This window comes from Paenibacillus sp. alder61 (assembly GCF_020179875.1).
GTDB lineage: Bacteria > Bacillota > Bacilli > Paenibacillales > Paenibacillaceae > Fontibacillus > Fontibacillus faecis.
This window is the reverse complement of the sequence record NZ_JAIUDG010000002.1, coordinates 300,334-318,437: the sequence shown is the minus strand read 5'-3', so window position 1 is coordinate 318,437 and position 18,104 is coordinate 300,334. Positions and strand designations below refer to the sequence as shown.

Annotated in this window: 14 protein-coding genes; 4 read left to right on the top strand and 10 right to left on the bottom strand. The window is 54.7% G+C overall.

Translation table 11 applies throughout. The features are described 5' to 3' along the window. The first annotated feature begins 14 nt into the window (after positions 1-14). On the top strand, positions 15-1,760 hold the full coding sequence (locus LBW89_RS03385; protein WP_225038466.1) for an alpha-glycosidase: 1,746 nt from the start codon (positions 15-17) through the stop codon (positions 1,758-1,760). Positions 1,761-1,859: 99 nt separating this feature from the next. On the opposite strand, the gene glgA is transcribed toward LBW89_RS03385, so the two are convergent. Continuing rightward, positions 1,860-3,299, bottom strand: coding sequence for a glycogen synthase GlgA (gene glgA / locus LBW89_RS03380; protein WP_225038465.1), 1,440 nt, complete (start codon positions 3,297-3,299; stop codon positions 1,860-1,862). After that, positions 3,296-5,233 carry a 1,4-alpha-glucan branching protein GlgB gene (glgB, locus tag LBW89_RS03375; RefSeq protein ID WP_225038464.1) on the bottom strand — a complete coding sequence of 646 codons (1,938 nt, stop codon included), beginning with the start codon at positions 5,231-5,233 and terminating at the stop codon, positions 3,296-3,298. The genes glgA and glgB overlap by 4 nt, the downstream gene beginning before the upstream one ends. Before the next feature lie 189 nt (positions 5,234-5,422). On the opposite strand from glgB, the gene LBW89_RS03370 reads away from it, so the two are divergent. Continuing rightward, positions 5,423-6,646: a glucose-1-phosphate adenylyltransferase gene (locus tag LBW89_RS03370; RefSeq protein WP_148452495.1), complete on the top strand. Its 1,224-nt coding sequence runs from the start codon at positions 5,423-5,425 to the stop codon at positions 6,644-6,646. 61 nt (positions 6,647-6,707) lie between these two features. On the opposite strand, the gene LBW89_RS03365 is transcribed toward LBW89_RS03370, so the two are convergent. The 5 genes from LBW89_RS03365 to LBW89_RS03345 are packed head-to-tail and all read right to left on the bottom strand — an operon-like array spanning position 6,708 to position 11,480. After that, entirely contained in the window at positions 6,708-7,250 is a 543-nt protein-coding gene (locus LBW89_RS03365; RefSeq protein WP_225038463.1) for a GNAT family N-acetyltransferase, read from the bottom strand. Beyond that, positions 7,231-8,748 (bottom strand): sensor histidine kinase, encoded by a 1,518-nt coding sequence (locus LBW89_RS03360; RefSeq protein ID WP_225038462.1) that lies wholly within the window; start codon positions 8,746-8,748, stop codon positions 7,231-7,233. The genes LBW89_RS03365 and LBW89_RS03360 overlap by 20 nt, the downstream gene beginning before the upstream one ends. Further along, a complete protein-coding gene (locus LBW89_RS03355) occupies positions 8,745-9,443 on the bottom strand; it encodes a response regulator transcription factor (RefSeq protein ID WP_148452489.1) in 699 nt (232 codons plus the stop codon). The genes LBW89_RS03360 and LBW89_RS03355 overlap by 4 nt, the downstream gene beginning before the upstream one ends. Positions 9,444-9,474: 31 nt before the next feature. Beyond that, on the bottom strand, positions 9,475-10,734 hold the full coding sequence (locus tag LBW89_RS03350) for a hypothetical protein (protein WP_225038461.1): 1,260 nt from the start codon (positions 10,732-10,734) through the stop codon (positions 9,475-9,477). Between the two features lie 11 nt (positions 10,735-10,745). After that, a complete protein-coding gene (locus LBW89_RS03345) occupies positions 10,746-11,480 on the bottom strand; it encodes a phosphonate ABC transporter ATP-binding protein (RefSeq protein ID WP_148452485.1) in 735 nt (244 codons plus the stop codon). 270 nt (positions 11,481-11,750) lie between these two features. Between LBW89_RS03345 and LBW89_RS03340 the strand changes: the two genes are divergently transcribed. Then, entirely contained in the window at positions 11,751-12,665 is a 915-nt protein-coding gene (locus LBW89_RS03340) for a winged helix-turn-helix domain-containing protein (protein ID WP_225038460.1), read from the top strand. A 39-nt stretch (positions 12,666-12,704) separates the two neighbouring features. Then, the gene (locus tag LBW89_RS03335) at positions 12,705-13,484 is read left to right on the top strand and encodes an HAD family hydrolase (protein WP_213503977.1); all 780 of its coding nucleotides are present in this window, start codon (positions 12,705-12,707) and stop codon (positions 13,482-13,484) included. Positions 13,485-13,532: 48 nt separating this feature from the next. On the opposite strand, the gene LBW89_RS03330 is transcribed toward LBW89_RS03335, so the two are convergent. The 3 genes from LBW89_RS03330 to LBW89_RS03320 form a co-directional block, all read right to left on the bottom strand. Next, positions 13,533-15,815 carry a type IA DNA topoisomerase gene (locus tag LBW89_RS03330; protein WP_225038459.1) on the bottom strand — a complete coding sequence of 761 codons (2,283 nt, stop codon included), beginning with the start codon at positions 15,813-15,815 and terminating at the stop codon, positions 13,533-13,535. 163 nt (positions 15,816-15,978) lie between these two features. Then, positions 15,979-17,466, bottom strand: coding sequence for a glutamate synthase subunit beta (locus LBW89_RS03325; protein WP_225038458.1), 1,488 nt, complete (start codon positions 17,464-17,466; stop codon positions 15,979-15,981). Between the two features lie 125 nt (positions 17,467-17,591). Beyond that, positions 17,592-18,092, bottom strand: coding sequence for a dihydrofolate reductase (locus LBW89_RS03320; RefSeq protein WP_225038457.1), 501 nt, complete (start codon positions 18,090-18,092; stop codon positions 17,592-17,594). Between the last annotated feature and the right edge of the window lie 12 nt (positions 18,093-18,104).

Below are 18,104 nucleotides of genomic sequence, written 5' to 3'. Positions count from 1 at the left end.
AGGAGGTGGCCCTGATGCTGTTGGAGGCATTATACCATGTGCCGCGTGATAAATGGGCCTATGCCTATGATTCCGCTACAATCCATTTGCGGGTAAGAACGAAGCGCGATGACGTAGAAAATGTATATGCGATGACGGGTGACAAATATGATTGGAGCGGCACCTATCAGGAGATCCCCCTGGAAAAAGCCGCGCATGATCATATGTTCGACTACTGGGAGGTTGCGGTCAAACCGAAATTCAAGCGCTTATCCTATGCTTTTAAACTGACGGCCGGAACCGAAACGGTATACATGATGGATACGGGGATTTCCCATGACGGCCCTACTCCGCCGGGCGAATTGTATGAATTCCCCTATATTCATGACATCGATGTGTTTAAAGTTCCCGAATGGGCCAAGAAGGCCGTCTTTTACCAGATCATGCCCGAGCGCTTCGCCAACGGTGACCCGACCAATGATCCGGAGCCTACCTTACCGTGGGGCGGACAGCCGACGGCGGACAACTTTTTCGGGGGCGACCTGAAGGGGGTTCTCGACCATCTTGACGATTTGACCGACCTGGGCATCAACGCGATTTATTTTACTCCGCTCTTTGTCTCTCCTTCCAACCACAAATACGATACGGTGGATTACAAGCAAGTGGATCCGCATTTTGGGGATAACGAGCTGTTGAAGCGAGTCGTGGAGGAATGCCACAAGCGCGGAATCCGGGTCGTGCTCGACGCCGTGTTCAATCATTGCGGAGAACAATTCCCGCCTTTCCAAGACGTGTTGAAACATGGGGCCGACTCCAAGTACGCGGACTGGTTCCATATCAACGAGTTCCCCGTCCGGATCAAAAACGGGATTCCGACTTACGATACGTTCGGTTTTTTCGGGAACATGCCAAAATTCAATACGGCGAATCCGGAGGTCAAGAAATATCTGCTGGGCGTCGCGGAATACTGGATCCGGGAAATCAAGCTGGACGGCTGGCGGCTTGACGTGGCCAACGAAATCGATCATCATTTTTGGCGCGATTTCCGGCAAGTCGTCAAAAACGCCAATCCCGAGGCTTACATTATCGGCGAGGTATGGAGCGATTCCCTGACCTGGCTGATGGGCGATCAGTTCGACTCCGTCATGAACTACCCGTTCGCGGATAAAGTGTTGGAGTTTTTTAACGGGGGCATGGACGGCTACCATTTCTCCAATGAGATGGGAGCGCTCATCATGCGGTATCCGCAGCAGACCAACGAAGTCGTGTTCAACATGTTGTGCAGCCATGACACGCCGAGACTGCTTACCCGTGTGGGAGGAGACAAACGCAAGCTGAAGCTTTGCGTAGTGTTCCTGTTTACGTATATCGGCACGCCTTGCATTTTCTACGGGGACGAGATCGGAATTACGGGAGGCGGCGACCCCGATTGCCGAAAATGCATGGAATGGGACCCGGCGAAGCAGGATCGCGAACTTTACGATTTTTACAAGTTGATGATCGAGCTTCGCCGCCAGCATAACGCGCTCCGCCAAGGCCGCTTCCGCTTCCTGCAGGCGAACGTCAACGATCCCTGCATCGTGTACGAACGAATGGACGATCATATGCATTTTACCGTCTGGATGAACAATACCGGGAAGTACCGGACCCTGACTCATCCGATGGAAACCGACGACTGGCGCGACGCTTTGTCCCAGGAAAGAGTCAAACCGAAGGACGGCGTTATGCATATCGGCCTGGATCCTTACGGATTTCGCATCCTTTACCGTCATTTGCAGTAAAACGAAAGCGAAGGCAAGCATTCCTTCAACAGGTAACGTAAGAAAAGCGGGAATCGAGGGGGACCATCCCCTCGGCTCCCGCTTTTTTGTTGCCGCTTATCAGTCTTTCAAGCCTGTAATCTCGCGGTAAATCTCTTCATACTGGCCGGCGGACCGGTTCCAGCTGTAGTCTCCGGCAAACGCGTTCGCCGTTATTTTTTTCCACTCGCCTGGGTTTTGATAAAACGAAACGGCTCTGCGGATCGTATAGAGCAGGTCGTGCGCGTTGAAGTTTGTAAAACTGAATCCGTTTCCTTCTCCCGTAAATTCGTTATATGCCCGAACCGTATCGTTAAGGCCCCCCGTTTCCCGTACTACCGGGATACTTCCGTAGCGTAATGCCAGGAGTTGGCTGATTCCGCAAGGTTCAAACCTCGATGGCATCAGAAACAAATCGCTCCCCGCGTAAATCCTCCGCGATAACCCTTCGTTGAATCGAATATGGACGGACAACTTATCCGGATGCCGGTAAGCCGCTTCCTTGAACCAATCCTCATAAGCAGGGTCGCCCGTGCCCAGCACGACAAATTGCACCTCGTCAAAATGCAGCCACTCGTCCATGATCCGCGTGACCAAATCCAACCCTTTCGGTTCGACGAGACGCGTGATCATGCCGACCAGCGGAACGCCGGGGGCAACGGGAAGCCCGAGCTCTTTTTGCAAGGCGGCTTTATTCTCGCGTTTTTTGCTCAGACTCTTGCGGTAACGCACGGGGATATCCGGATCCGTTGCAGGGTTGTACAGCTTGACGTCAATGCCGTTGACGATCCCCGACAAGCGGTTGCCCAGAGCGCGAAGCAGGCCGTCCAGACCGTAACCGTAATGCTCGGTCCGGATTTCCGCGGCGTAGGTCGGACTAACGGTCGTGACATGATCCGCAAACACCAAACCGGCTTTCATAAAACTTACATTGCCATAGTATTCCACCCCGTCCGCCGTAAAATACGATGACGGCAAGCCGAGCAAATCACCGAGCACCTCATACGGGAAAACGCCCTGGTACAGCAGATTATGAATCGTAAAAACCGTGCGTATTCCGCGATAATCCGGATGTTGGCCGAAATGCTCCTTCAGCAGCAGCGGAATCATCGCCGTATGCCAATCATGGCAGTGCAGGACATCGGGGATAAAGTCAATGACCGGAAGAATCTCCAGGACGGCCCGGTTCAAAAAGGCGAAACGTTCGCCATCGTCCCAATATCCGTATACGCCGTCTCTCCGGAAATAATATTCGTTGTCGATAAAATAAACGGGAATCCCATCCCAAACGAGATATTCGATCCCCCCATATTGCCGGCGCCATCCGACCGGCACGACCGTTTCCCCCAGATGCCGCAACGTATCCGTATAAGCGGCCGGAATATCCTGGTATTTGGGCAGTACGATGCGAACGTCATGCCCCGCCTGCTTCAAAGCTTTCGGAAGCGCGCCGATAACATCGGCCAAGCCGCCCGTTTTGATGAAAGGCGCCGCCTCGGCCGCCGCGAACAAAATTTTCATTTTTTCTTCCTCCTTTGCGAGGCCGCTTGAACGGCTGACTTTTTCCAAATCGATAAGCTTAGCGGAGGCAGCGAGATTTCCATACTGTCGTTTTGCTGATGCCATGGAATTTTTTCGCTTCGCACCCGTCTTGGTTTGCCGCTCGTAGTTTGGATGCCGCGAAACGCCGGGTCCTCCGAGCTGAATATTTCTTCGTAACTCCCCGCACGCGGTACGCCGATGCGGTAGTTCTCGCGGGCCACAGGCTGAAAATTGATGATAATCAACAGCGTATCCTTCACTCTCTTTCCTTTGCGCAGATACCCGATTACGCTTTGCTGGGCGTCATCCGCATGGATCCACTGGTAACCGTCGTACGTATGGTCCAATTCCCATAACGCCGGCTCCTCGAGATACAGCCGGTTCAACGCCTCCGTATAAGCCTGCACGCCGCGATGCGAGTCATAATCCAGGAGGAACCAATCCAGCTCCCCCTGATCGCGCCATTCGATAAACTGGCCGAACTCGCCGCCCATGAACAGCAGCTTTTTGCCCGGCGAAGTCATCTGGTAACCCAGCAGAAGCCTTAACCCGGCGAACTTCTCTTCATAGGTCCCCGGCATTTTGTCCAGCAGGGACCTTTTGCCGTGGACCACCTCGTCATGCGAAAGAGGAAGAGCAAAATTCTCCGAATAGGCATAACATATGGGGAACGTCAGGAGATGATGCCGATTCGGCCGCTCGGCAAACGGGGTCTCCATATACTTGAGCGTATCGTTCATCCAGCCCATGTTCCATTTATAGTTGAACCCCAGTCCGCCTTCATGGACCGGAGCCGTGACCAGCGGCCAAGCGCTGGACTCCTCCGCCATCATCAAGGCATGCGGATAATAACGGAACACCGCCTCATTCAGTTGCTGCAGAAAAGCCACCGCTTCCAGATTTTCTATGCCCCCGTGTTCATTTGGTACATATTGCCCCGGAGGCTTCTCAAAATCAAGCCGTAGCATGCTCGTTACGGCGTCTACCCGCAGACCGTCAAAGTGATACAGGTCCATCCAATACAACGCGTTGGAAATTAAGAACGACCGGACTTCCGGTTTTCCGAAATCAAAGCTGAGCGTCCCCCACCCCGGTTTCTCCGCCTTCATCGGATCGGTATATTCATACAGCGGTGTACCGTCAAACCTGCGAAGGCCGTGCGCATCCTTGGTAAAATGACCCGGAACCCAATCCAGGATCACGCCGATCTCGGCCTCATGGCACCGGTCGACGAAATACATGAGATCCTTGGGCCCTCCGTAGCGGCTGGTCGGAGCGAAGTAGCCGGTCGCCTGATACCCCCAGGACAAATCATAGGGGTGCTCGGTGAGCGGCATAATCTCGATGTGGGTGTAACCCATCTTTTTGACGTAAGGAATGAGCAGGTCGGCCATTTCCCGATACGAGTAGAAACCGCCGTCCGCCTTTTGCCTCCAGGTGCCGAAATGGAGCTCATAAATGTTCATCGGCTTGTGATAAGGAGCCCGTTTCTTTCTGCGCCAAGCCCCGTCTTTCCAAGAATAACCGTCCAGCGATTTCACCACCGAGGCCGTCGCCGGCCGGACTTCCGCATGAAAGGCGTAGGGGTCGGCTTTAAGGAACCGGCTGCCGTCCGGCCCGGTGATGTCGTATTTGTAAAAAGTTCCTTCCGAAACATCCGGGAAAAAACGAGTCCAAATCCCCGAATCGGGTATCCTATATAACACATCTTTGTCCCCGTTCCACCCGTTCCAGTCGGTGGCGAGGGAAACCTGGCGCGCGCCCGGGGCCCAAACGGTAAACCGGACCCCCCGGCGGCCGTTCTCTTCCGTGACGTGAGCGCCAAACGTACGGTAACTGCGATATAACGTTCCTTCATGAAACAAGTAAATGTCCGTCTCGGAGATGCCCTGTGATTTCACGGATTCCGTCAATTGATCACCTGCTTTATGTAGAATTCCAATTAACTATTTACCCAATTCTCCCTCGAATGGAACAGAAAAAACAGGCCTGAAAAAATATATGTAATATTTTCTGTTGTTTTCCATAATTCTAGTTTCAACTACATTATATCTCGTTTATGTATGTACTACACAGACGAAACCTAACGGGAGGGAAACGAAATGAAAAAGAAAGACTGTATTGCAATGCTGTTGGCCGGAGGGGAAGGAAGACGTTTGTCGCCGCTTACGTCCAGGCTTGCGAAACCCGCAGTTCCCTTTGGCGGACATTATCGGATCATCGATTTTCCTCTCAGCAACTGCGTAAACTCGGGAATCGACACGATTGGTGTACTTACTCAATATGAAGCAGAGTCCCTTCATGAACATATCGGCGAAGGCGAAGCCTGGAAGCTTCCGCGATCGGAAAACAACGGAATTTCTTTGCTCCCTTCCTACAATGCTGGTGTTGAGGAATACGCCGGAACCGCGGACGCCATTTTCAAAAATATCGCCTACGTGGACAGTCACGCCCCGGAAAACGTGCTGATCCTGTCCGGTGATCACATTTACCACATGGATTACCGTGAAATGCTGGAGTTTCATGTCGCGTCGGACGCTTGCGCCACGATTTCCGTGATGCCGGTACCGTGGGAAGAAGCCCACCGCTTCGGCGTCATGTCCACGGACGAGAAATTCCGGATTACGGAATTTGCCGAAAAGCCGCAAAACCCGCCCAGCAATTTGGCGTCGATGGGCATATACCTGTTCAAATGGGATTACCTGAAACAGCATCTCATTGAAGATGCCTTGGACGAAAATTCGAGCCATGACTTCGGAAAAGACGTTATCCCGAAAATGCTGGCCGGAGAGCGGCCGCTCCACGCTTATGAGTTCAAGGGTTACTGGCGGGACGTCGGCACGGTGCAGAGCCTGTGGGAAGCGCACATGGACCTGCTTGCCAAAGAGTCCGACTGGCAGCTGATTAACGAAGCCTGGCCGATGTACACGCGGGAGCAATGGAGATCGAAGCCCAGACCGTTTAAGAACCGCAGCGTTCAGGCGAAAAGTTCGCTGATCCATGATTGCTGCAGCCTGGACGGCGTTTCGGAACGCTCCGTTATTTTTGGAGGCGCGGAGATCGGGCGCTTTACGAAGATCAAAGACAGCGTCATTATGCCGAACGTTCAAATCGGACGTAACGTGCATATCGAGCGGGCCATCATCGGCGAAGGCGCCGTCATTCACGATGGCGCGGTCATTAAAGGAACCGCGGACGAAATCATGGTCGTCGGACCTTATGAGACGGTAGTGGCGAAGCCGGCCCTCCGGCCCCAACCGGCGCGTTTGCTCAAGGAAGTGTACGACAAAACCGCCCGCCTTCGCGCGGAAGGACTGTCCTCTTAATCAGGTTTGCACGCATAAAAAGGCGTTCGCCAGCATGCTGGCGAACGCCTTTTGGGTTGTATCATAAGGATTGGAACAGCTCCCGGTTCATTTCATACAAAATGTATTGTCTGCCGTTGAGGGTCCCGATCCCCTTTTCCTCCATTCCGAGTTCCCGGTAATAGGGATTGAGTTTGCGGTTTTGGTCCCAGCAATCGAATCTCAAGCCTTTACGCCCGGTTTCCCGGCCGTGTTTGGCCGCCCAGTAGATCATTTCCTTTCCTAAGGAGAATCCCCGGAAATTCGGGCGAACCGTTAACCGGTGAAGATAAGCGAACCCTTCGTCATTCAGCGGCCCCCAGTAATCCGGGTCGCTTTTCTGCAGCGTAAACAATCCCGCCGGTTCATTCTCCATAAGAAGCATAAAGATCTCCCGTTCGGCAAAGTACGAAGCGATCAATTCCTCGGTAAATTGCTCGGGCGACCATTGCGCGATTCCGTTCGCCCGCATCCACTCGGCCGCCTCCGTCAACAGCGTCCGCACCATTTCGGCATCGGCGGGTTCGGCCAATGCCACTTCAAACGTCCCCGCGGACGAAGGCAGTTCACCCCATCTCTTCGCCATTCTTCTCTCCCCCCGCATCATTACGGCCCGAATCCAAAGCCGCTTCACCGGCTGCCGAGGCATCCGGCTCGGAATTGTTCCCGTTTCCGGTCTCTTCCTCCTCCGACAGCGGCAGCTTCACCGACACCGTGGTTCCTACACCCAGTTCGCTATGCAGATCCATCGTGCCATGGTGCAAGTCGACCAATTGTTGGGTAATCGCCAGGCCAAGCCCGGTGCCGCCCCCTTGATGGTTGACTTGGAAGAACCGGTCTTTAACCTTGTTCAAATGCTCTTCGCTGATGCCGATGCCGGTGTCCACCACTTCCACAAGTACGTAACCCGGCTCGGTCCGGCTGATGACGAGATGAATCCAGCTATTCTCGTCGGAGAACTTGATCGCGTTATCGACCAGATTGAGGAACACCTGCTTCAGCCGGTTTCCATCCCCGGTGACGGTGACAGTCTGGGTCGTTCGATCTTCAAGCTTGATCTGAATTCCCTTCTGTTCGGCTTTTGCCCAGACGTTCAGCATCGTTTCCTGCAGCAATTCCTTTAAATTTACCTGTCCGATAACCAGCTTCATCTCGTTGCGCTGAAGCTTGGAGAAATCGAGCATTTCTTCCACCAGACCGATCAGCCGGTCGGTTTCCTTGGCGATGATGCCCATACCGATCTTCGTCTCCTCGGGGTCAAACCCGCCGAGCGTCAAAGTCTCGCTCCATCCCTTAATCCCCGTCAGCGGCGTACGGAGCTCATGGGATATCGAAGAGATAAAATCATCCTTAAGCTCGTTGCTGCGGACGATTTCCTGCGCCATGTAATTTAACGTGGCCGCCAGTTCTCCCAACTCGTATCGATAATCCCCTTTAATCCGCACATCGAATTTGCCCTTGGCCATCTGCGCCGATACCGCGCGTATATTGTTTATCGGCTTAACGATCGAGTTGGCCAGGCCGATACTGAAGAGCGTAACGAGAGCCAGAACGGCCAGACAAACGGCCGCGGAAAATAAGGTGAGCTTCATCAGGTTGGCGTTGACGGCCTCCAGGGAGGTTACGAAGCGAACGATATACCGGTTCTCGCCCCGTACCTGGAGCGGGGTAGAGACCGCCATGACCATCTCGCCCGTCGAGGTCTGGCGCCCGACCCATTTGCCCATGTTTCCGGCGGCGGCCTGCATCACATCGCTCGTCTGGATCGCCTTGTCCGCCTGAAACATATTGCTGCTGGCTTTCACCTCGCCTTTGCGGCTCAGGATCATCAGCTCGGTGTTGTCCAGTTCAAACGTCCGCAGCATTTCGGTAAAATAAGCGGGATCCCGCTCCGAGCTGAGCCGGACAAATTTTTGAAAAAAGTCGGATGCCCAGGTGGAATGCGTGGACATATGGTTATAAATCGTATCGTAATAGTAAACCCGGATGGCCAAGGAAAAAATAACCTCCACCATAAACAAGGTCACGAAAACGACGATAAAATACTGCATTACGATTTGTCGGCCGATGCCTTTCTTGATCATTGTCCCTCGCCTTTCCACTTATAGCCGTGTCCCCATACGGTCTGCAGGAACGCCGGCTCGGAAGGGTTATTTTCGATCTTTTGGCGGAGCCTGCGAATATTCACGTCCACAATCTTCGGATCCCCCATATATTCCTTGCCCCAAACATGATCGAGCAGCAGGTCCCGGCTAAGCGGCGTGTTCTCCTGCTCCAGAAAATACTGGATCAGCGAGAATTCCGTAGGCGTAAGCTCGATCAATTTACCGTTCTTCTTAAACTGTTTGGAGATGAGGTCCAGAGTGAACGGCCCCGAGGTGAAAGAGACTTTCGCGCTGCTTTCCCGGTATACGTTGACCCTCCGCAGAAGCGACTGGATCCGGGCGATCAATTCGGTCGGACTAAACGGCTTGCTCACATGGTCGTCCGCTCCGACGGACAAGGCGTATACCTTATCCTGTTCCTGCACCTTCGCCGTCAAAAAGATGATGCCGATCCGTTCGTTCGTTTCACGGACTCGCCGGCATACCTCAAATCCGTCGATCCCCGGGACCATCACATCAAGCAGGGCGATATCGATATCCGGCACGCTTTGCAGTTTGGCCAACGCCTCGTTGCCGTCGGCCGCCTCCAATACCTCGAAGCCGTTGCGCTTCAAATTGATGACGATAAAACTGCGGATCGACTCCTCATCTTCCAAAATCAGTACTTTGCTCAACTTGGTCTCCTCCCTCAACTTTGCAAAAACCTTAACGCTTGATTTCTTTTTCGCCTTTATTGATTTTCAAATCGGTGTGGCTCAAGAAGCCGATCACCTTATCGTTATCCCTGGCCAGCAGCTCCCAGTCCTCTTTATGCTTTTCCCACTCGGACAAGGAGAAGAAGGAAATCTCCGCAACGACATCGCCGTTATCGATCCGGGTGAACCACAGATGTTCGTTCTGGTTCGATTTCGGGTCGATGGTCACTTTTCCCCACCAATCCTTCGGAAAATTAAAGTAGAAACGGCCCGCTAAATCCATATATTGCTGAAGCACGAATTTCAGACCCTTCTCTTCCTCCCATTGATAAAAAGAAAACAACGGGATATCGTCATAAGGGCGGTTCTCCCAGCCTTTCGGTTTTTCGGAGCGGCCGACCTCCAATATTCCGTCCCCGTCCACGTCCCCGCTGAAGACGGGATAGTTCTTAAAGGTGGCGTCCTGGGACGGCAGCAAATCGACCAATCGGTTATCCTTCATCACGATAATATGGGAATAAGCGTAATGCGAGCCAAAAGAGGCGTCCAGCACGATTCCTTTCAAATCGGGAGTGATGTTGCCGCTGACGGTGTTGTAATATTCCCGGATCGGATCGTCCAGCTGGATATGGCTTATTTCATTAAACGAACCGTCGTATTGGTACACGGTAACCATAGCGTTCTGATCCCGTTTCAAGGTAACGACCGTCAAGTCCAGCTGCCCGTCCTGATTTAAATCGTCGATAAGAAAATCGTTGTAGGGCAGCGTAAGGATGTTCTCCACTTCGCTCCCGTTGTACCTATATACGGTCAATCCCCGCTGTGGATCTTCTTCCCCGCTGGAAAAACCGGCGATAATCTCCAAGTTCCCGTCCCCGGTAATATCCCGCAGTTGGAACGTCTCAAGCACCTGGCCTTCGCCGTCAAACTTCACTCTCGGCTCCCACGTATCCCCTTCCTGCTCCAGGATCAACCCGTGAATCCGCACCGCTTCGTCCGGCGTTTCATAAAAGACGATCGCTTCCTTGACCCCGTCATTATCCAAGTCGGGCGTGCGGACCGAGCTGATATCGCTGGCATCGCGGGGGCGGATCGGCTGGGCGCCTTTGAGTTCCGCGTTAATCACGCTCATCAGCGACTCCCGGTCCGAGGTCAATTGCGGTGTCTCCATCAGGGACTTCGGATCCTTGATGATGGTGCAGCCGCTCAGGGCCATCAGAATCATGCTCCCGGCCACGATCGCAAGCCATCGATTAAAAAACAATATCATCACTCTCTTCTTCATACCAGTTCAATGGACCGTTTCTCTTCGCCGGTCAGACGTCTGCCCGAGATATCGAGCTTAAGCTCTCCTTCATAGAGTCCCCAAATTCTCGAACAATAACGTTCCGCGAGCTCCATCGGGAGAGCGGCGACGACGATTTTCCCCTGTTCGGCGCAAAGCGTTCGCAGCGTCGTGAGGACGCGCTCCGCCGATTGCGGGTCCAGGCCGACGACCGGCTCGTCCGCCGCGATAAATCCGGCTCCATGCACCAGCGCGCGGCAAATGGCGACCCGTTGGCGTTCGCCTCCGCTCAATTTGCCGGCCTTCACATGAGCCTTATCCAGCAGCCCGAACTTCTCAAGCTCGTCCATCGCCCCCATGTAATCGTCGGATCGCACCATACCGGTGATACGCCTGATCAGGGGAGTTTGTCCGACTTGTCCGATCAGCACGTTTTTAAGAGCCGTTCTTTCGGGATAGAGCGACGGGTTTTGTTCAAGATACGCACAACGCGAACGGTATTTCTGCGAACCGGTGCCGCCGCCGGCGATCACCGTCTCTCCATCCCAAGTATATTCGCCGCCGTCCCATTTCTCGCGCAGGGCAAGGCATCGCAGCAGCGTGCTCTTCCCGCTACCGCTCGGCCCCACCACGCCGATCATCTCCCCCTGCTCAAACCGGGTGCTTACCTCGCGAAGTATTTGCTTCTTACGGCCATCCACCGATTTATTCAAACGGTTCACATTGATCATCAGTCCGATTCTCCTTTGAATATTCCTGCATCTACTCTTTAGTGTATTGGAATTGTTCCTGAAAATCCATTACAGCCTGTTCATATTTGCCGACAAAAAAGAAGAAAATCGCTGGTATCCCCGGCGACCTTCCGCATAATGGCACGTTTGCTGGTTATTTGAAATCGATAAACGCCTTTTCATAAAGAGTCCATAAACATTATAGTAGACAAGCCCCGGCGCAACAAGCCATAATGAAATTATGTGCATTGAAATAGAGGAGGGCTTGTCATGTTTTATGACGTTAAAATCGACGTATCTCCCGTGTACGAGCTTCTGAGCAGCTTTATGATATATACGACGCAAAAATGGGTAAATAATCTCGATATCGGACCCGAGTGGATCGCGGATATCGAATCCCGCCTGGACGAGCAGCGGCGCTCGGCCTTTGAGACGGCGGCCCGGCTGCCTTTTTCGGACTATGATCTGCTGTACGCCTTGGCTATCGAACGCCACCCCGATTACGGTATCGAGGGCTATATTGAAACGCTGGCCTCCGCCGGCGAGGAGATTCTTTTGCACAAGTTAAGCGCGTATGTTCCCTCCGTGACCGGCCAGGATATCGCCCGTCTGCGCCAATATGCCTCTCCGATGCGGATATGGTACGAATCTTATTTTCATCCGATCGAGCCGCAATATGTGGAACTGCTGGAAGAGGATGCTGCCGAGAAGCGGGCCTTGGTTCGTAAAATGGATCCCGACGCCTTGGTGGAGTATGCATCCGGAGGATTGGTCCTCGAACCTGAACTGCCGATCGACCACGTCGTTTTAATTCCTTCGATTCATTTTCGGCCGATTAATACATACTGTTTCTATGAACGCACGCTGCTGATCCAGTATCCGCTCGACTTGCCCGAGCTTGACGAGGACGAGCCGCCGATCAGCCTGCTTCGCTTTACCCGGGCCCTGGCCAAACCGGAGCGGCTCCGTCTCCTTCGTTATGTGGCGGACCAGCCGAAATCGCTGCCCGAGATGGTGGGGGAGCTTCAAGAAACCGAAGAACAGTTAATGCACCATTTGATGCGGCTGCGCGTCGCGGGATTGCTCCGGGTCCATCTCGTCGACCGGGATACCGAGAAATTCAGCATTCGCCCGGACGGAACGTCCGAACTCAATATGTTTCTGGAATCCTATATCCGGCTGTAACGGATAACTCTTGCCTTTTCGCCAAAGGAGTGACCTCAGATGAATCTGCCGCTGCGGCAGCAACTTATTTTTGACCTGGATGATACGCTGGTGCATTGCAATATCTATTTCGATCGCATTCTCGATGAATTTGCCGAGCTGATCGTCGATTGGTTCGGCGATTCCCGGATTTCGGCCGAAGAAGTCCGCGGCAAACAAATCGAAATCGACGTCGCCGGGGTGCAAAAAATCGGTTTCGTCAGCACCCATTTTCCCCAGTCCCTGATCGATACGTACCGGTATTTTTGCAGGCTGCTTGGCCGCGAAACTCGGCTGGCCGAAGAGGATAAGCTGCTCAAGCTCGGGATGAGCGTTTACGACCAAGAGGTCGAACCTTATCCCGGGATGGAGATGACGCTGGAGCTGCTTGCGAGTCACGGTCATGAACTCTACCTTTATACGGGCGGCGAAACGGTGATCCAACAGCGCAAGATCGAACAGATGAAGCTCGCCGCCTACTTTCAGGATCGGATTTACATCCGTCGGCACAAAAATATCGATGCGCTGGAAGAAATTCTGTCTTCCCGGACTTTTGACCGCAACAACACCTGGATGATCGGCAACAGTTTGCGGACGGATATCGCTCCGGCGCTTTCCGCCGGAATCAATGCGGTTTATATCAAACACCCGACCGAATGGTCCTACAATGTGATCGAATTGAAAAAGACGACGGATACGCAAATGTACACCGTCTCCTCCCTGACCGAAGTGCCGGCGATCATCGCCGAGAGCGTCGCGGCCCGGCAGCGGAAGCATAACGTCGCATCGTCGAAGAAGTAGAAACAGCCGTCCGGAACCTGATTTAAAAGGTCCCGGGCGGCTGTTCTGTTATACGGTTGGCGATGCGGCGCGCTCCACCTCCAGCTTGCCGGTTGAACGATCCGCAAGCCGGATCCGCGCCTTCATCTCCCCGTCCGGCTGCTTGAACGTAAGCAGCTGGGTTTGGCCTTTCTCCAGCAGGGCGTTCAGCATCGGGAGGGAGATCTGCTTGCCGGCGAATTCCTTCCAGATGACAAAGCCGCAGCCCTGCTTGAAATGCGTGCAGCCGTACCCTTTGCGGCCTTCGATCAACTGGCCGCCGCAGCCTTCGCGCGGGCAGGGCGCCAGCGGCTGCAGTCCGCCGGGACCCGATGCCGCCGATCGACGGGCCGCTCCCGCCGGCTTATCGCCCGCGGCTTTCCTGCCGCCGGTGTCCTTGGCGGCGGCGGACTTCCTTCCGCCGGCTGCGCGCCCGCGCTTGCCCTTCTCCGCTTCGCCCGGCTCGAATAACGAGGCGTCCGCCTTCGGCTGGGTGCGGACCTTCTCGATAATCGAAATGGTGAAACGCTTCACGTTCTCCATAAATGCCTCCCGGGCGGCCTCCCCCTTCGAGATCTGATGAAGGCGGCGCTCCCAATGCCCGGTCATCTCCGGTGAGGTCAGCAGTTCGACGCCGGCGTGGCGGATCAATTCGATCGCCGTCCGGCCTTTTTGCGTGACCGTGATCCGTTTCCCCTGCATCGTGATGTAGCCGACCTTCTTCAGCCGTTCGATCGTGGCGGCCCGGGTCGCGGGCGTGCCGAGCCCCGCTTCTTTCATCGCTTCGCGAAGCTCCTCATTCTCAAGCTGCTTCCCGGCGCTTTCCATCGCTTTCAGCAGCGTCCCTTCGGTGTAAGCCTTCGGCGGCTGGGTCGCCTTCTCCTTAGCTTCGGCTTCGGCGCATCGGACCGGCGCGTTCCGGTCGATCGCGAACGGTTCGCTGACCAGCTCTTCCGCCTCGTCGTCGTCCTCCTGTTTCTTGCCGCGTCCGGAAGCTTTCCCGGCGTTGTCCTCCCCCGGTAGACAAACCTTCCACCCCAGGGAGCGGAGCTCTTTGACATTCGTTTTGAACGTTTCGCCTTCGACTTCCGTCAGGACCGTATGCTGCTTATATTCCGCCGGCGGATAAAAATGGGACAGAAAGCGGCGGACCACGAGATCATAGATGTTCTGCTCTTCTTTGCCCAGCGCCCCAGGACGGCGCAGCGTAGGCAGGATGGCATGGTGATCCTCGACCCGGGACGGATTGCACACCGACTTGTTGTTGACGTTCACGATCCCCGGATTTCCGCCTTCCGCCAGTTCTTTGTATGGCGTTGATTTCAGCATGTGCAGCGCCTTATGCATCCCGTCGATATTCTGCTCGGTCACATAGTTCGAACTCGTCCGGGGATAAGTAATCACCTTATGTTTCTCATACAGCGCCTGAGCCAGATCGAGCGTTTTCTTGGCCGAATAGCCGTATTTGGCGTTGGCCTCCCGCTGCAGCAGCGTCAAATCGTAAAGCCTGTAAGGATATTCCCGCGTATCCTTCACTTCGTATTCCGCGATCCTGCCCTGCTTCCCGCGGACCTTGTCCGCTATGGCGGCGGCACGGTCCTTATCCGTCAGCCGCTCGCCCTGCCAACTGCCGGTATACCGACGGTCGCCCTGCTCAAACAGCGCCTTGATCTCGTAGTAGGTCAGTGAATCAAAGTTCTCGATCTCCTTCTGACGGTCGTAGATCAGCGCCAATACCGGCGTTTGTACGCGTCCGACGGACAACAGGGTCCGGTGCTTCGTCGTAAACGCCCGCGAGGCGTTCATGCCGACGAGCCAGTCCGCTTCGCTGCGGGCCCGGGCCGCCGACGTCAGATTTTCAAACTCGGCGCCGTCGCGCAGCTTCTCGAACCCTTGGGCGATGCTTTCCGCCGTCAAATCGGAAATCCACAGCCGTTGAACCGGCTGCGTCAGCTTCAACTGCTGCTGGATCAAGGCGAAAATATACTGCCCCTCCCGCCCGGCGTCACACGCGTTGACGACTTTGTCGCAGCGTTTGGACAGCTCGCCGATCGTTTTGAGCTGATCCTTCGTCCGCGGGTTGGGGACAATCTTAAACCGTTCCGGCAGTATCGGCAAATCGCCGAAGTTCCACCGTTTATACTTATCGTCGTAGGCGTCAGGCTCGGCCAAACCGAGCAGATGACCGATCGCCCAAGTGATAATGTAGCGATCCCCCTCCAAATAGGTCCGGTTGTTCTTCGCCTTCGGCTCGATGACCGCGGCGATCGTTCGCCCCATGTCCGGTTTTTCGGCGATAACGAGCGTTTTCATTGGTACGGGCCCCACTTTCCTAGCTTCCAAAGCGTTAAAGCTTCCAGAAAATAATAGAATTCATAAGTATGCTCAAGAAAAAGGGCCGCGCGCCGCGCAGCCCTGTAGCTGAATCTATTATATCATATTTTTGGAGTCCACTGAATACCGGAAGCTCGAAAAACTAGGCGAGAACGGTGGCGCCCATCAGGAATTTATCCACTTCGCGCGCCGCTTCACGGCCTTCATGAATAGCCCATACGACGAGGCTTTGCCCGCGCCGCATATCCCCGGCCGCAAACACTTTCTCGACATTGGTGTTGTACTTACCGTAGCGGGCTTTGACATTGGTCCGGCGGTCCGTTTCCAACCCCAGTTCGCCAACGATTCCCTGCTCCGGCCCGTCAAAACCGATCGCGATCAGCGCGAGCTGAGCCGGAAACACCCGTTCCGTGCCGGGAATCGGCTGGTAAATCTTGCGCCCCGTCTCATCCACAATACGCTGGATTTGCACTGTGTGCAGCTCCTTCAAATTCCCCTGCTCATCCCCGACGAACTTCGTCGTCATGATGGAGAACTCGCGCGGGTCGGAGCCGAACAGCGCTTTGGCTTCCTCCTGGGCATAGTCGAGAGAATACACATTCGGGAACTGCGGCCAAGGGTTATTGATGACGTCCCGCTCCAACGGCGCTTTGGCATGGGTACCGAATTGGGTGACGCTGCGGCACCCGTGCCGCAGCGATGTCGCCACACAGTCGGAACCGGTATCCCCGCCGCCGATGACGATGACGTCCTTGCCGGCCGCCGACAAATACTGACCGTCCTGCAGCCCGGAGTCGAGATAGCTCTTGATCGTCCCGTTCAAAAATGGCATCGCGTAGTGCACGCCCTTCAAATCGCTGCCTTCGATATTGAATTCGCGCGGCTTGGTCGCTCCACCGCAGAGCACGACCGCGTCGAATTCGTCCGCGAGCTGTTTGGCCGGAATATCCTTGCCGATTTCCGTATTGGTGACAAACTTCACACCTTCCGCCGCAAGCAGATCCACTCTGCGCTGTACAACAGCCTTATCGAGCTTCATCGTAGGAATTCCGTACATCAGCAAGCCGCCGATCCGGTCGGAGCGCTCGAATACGGTCACTTCATGGCCCGCCTTGTTGAGCTGAGCCGCGCAAGCCAGGCCGGCCGGACCGGAGCCGACGACGGCAACCCGGCGGCCGGTGCGATGCTTCGGAGGCTCGGGCACAACCCAGCCTTCCTCGAAGCCTTTATCGATGATCGCTTGCTCGATCGTTTTGATCGTCACAGGCTGTCCGATCAGCCCTACTGTACATGAGCCCTCACAAGGAGCGGGGCAGACTCTTCCCGTAAATTCGGGAAAATTATTCGTTTTATGCAGCCGATCCAGCGCTTCCTTCCACAGGCCGCGGTACACCAGGTTGTTCCATTCCGGAATCAGGTTGTGCACCGGGCAGCCGGAGGTGCCTCCCGTCATATCCATTCCCGTATGGCAATATGGCGTGCCGCAATCCATACAGCGGGCGCCCTGCGTCCGGAGTTCCTCGTCCGACATATGCTTATGGAACTCCTGCCAGTCCTGAACCCGTTCGGACGGGCTCCGGTCCGCAGGAAGCTGTCTTTTATATTCCATGAAACCCGTTGGTGTTGACATCTTAAACTTCCCCCATCCGTTTTAAGCGAGAACTCCCAGGCGGTGAAATTCTCACATTTCAGTGTATCTTGATGTTAGCATCCGGGGGAAACGTTATTAATGGATTATTGATATGATAATTTGCACTATTGCGCAGCGGGCTTCTGTCGCTCATAAGTCAAAAAGCGGTAACGGTAAGGATTCTTCTCATCACGAATTCCCTCTTTTTCCTGTACAAGCCTAAACTCCGACCATTCGAAATGCGGAAAAAACACGTCCCCTTCCACGTCTTCGTCGATCTTGGTCACCAGCAGCTTGTCGGCATACGGAAGGAAATGGGAGAATACGCCCGCACCACCGATGACCATCAGTTCTTCCCCTTTGGCGAACTCCAAAGCTTCCTCTACGGAGTGAACGATTTCCGCCCCTTCCGCCCGATAAGCATGGTCCGCAGTCAGGACAACGCTGCGCCGGTTCGGAAGCGGTTTGCTCCCCATCGATTCCCAGGTTTTCCGGCCCATGACCATCGTCTTTCCGGTGGTCTGCTCTTTAAAAAACTTCAAATCGGCCGGCAGCCGCCAAGGCAGCTGGTTGTCGCGGCCGATCGCCCCGTTCTTCGACATGGCCCAGATCAGGGTAATTCCCATCCGTCTTGCCCC

What these genes read in the sequence shown, in the direction of transcription:
- LBW89_RS03385 (WP_225038466.1), top strand. Translation starts at nt 15, where the DNA reads ATGCTGTTGGAGGCATTATACCATGTGCCGCGTGATAAATGGGCCTAT.
- glgA (WP_225038465.1), bottom strand. Translation starts at nt 3,299, where the DNA reads ATGAAAATTTTGTTCGCGGCGGCCGAGGCGGCGCCTTTCATCAAAACG.
- LBW89_RS03370 (WP_148452495.1), top strand. Translation starts at nt 5,423, where the DNA reads ATGAAAAAGAAAGACTGTATTGCAATGCTGTTGGCCGGAGGGGAAGGA.
- LBW89_RS03365 (WP_225038463.1), bottom strand. Translation starts at nt 7,250, where the DNA reads ATGGCGAAGAGATGGGGTGAACTGCCTTCGTCCGCGGGGACGTTTGAA.
- LBW89_RS03360 (WP_225038462.1), bottom strand. Translation starts at nt 8,748, where the DNA reads ATGATCAAGAAAGGCATCGGCCGACAAATCGTAATGCAGTATTTTATC.
- LBW89_RS03350 (WP_225038461.1), bottom strand. Translation starts at nt 10,734, where the DNA reads ATGATATTGTTTTTTAATCGATGGCTTGCGATCGTGGCCGGGAGCATG.
- LBW89_RS03345 (WP_148452485.1), bottom strand. Translation starts at nt 11,480, where the DNA reads ATGATCAATGTGAACCGTTTGAATAAATCGGTGGATGGCCGTAAGAAG.
- LBW89_RS03340 (WP_225038460.1), top strand. Translation starts at nt 11,751, where the DNA reads ATGTTTTATGACGTTAAAATCGACGTATCTCCCGTGTACGAGCTTCTG.
- LBW89_RS03335 (WP_213503977.1), top strand. Translation starts at nt 12,705, where the DNA reads ATGAATCTGCCGCTGCGGCAGCAACTTATTTTTGACCTGGATGATACG.
- LBW89_RS03330 (WP_225038459.1), bottom strand. Translation starts at nt 15,815, where the DNA reads ATGAAAACGCTCGTTATCGCCGAAAAACCGGACATGGGGCGAACGATC.
- LBW89_RS03325 (WP_225038458.1), bottom strand. Translation starts at nt 17,466, where the DNA reads ATGTCAACACCAACGGGTTTCATGGAATATAAAAGACAGCTTCCTGCG.
- LBW89_RS03320 (WP_225038457.1), bottom strand. Translation starts at nt 18,092, where the DNA reads ATGGGAATTACCCTGATCTGGGCCATGTCGAAGAACGGGGCGATCGGC.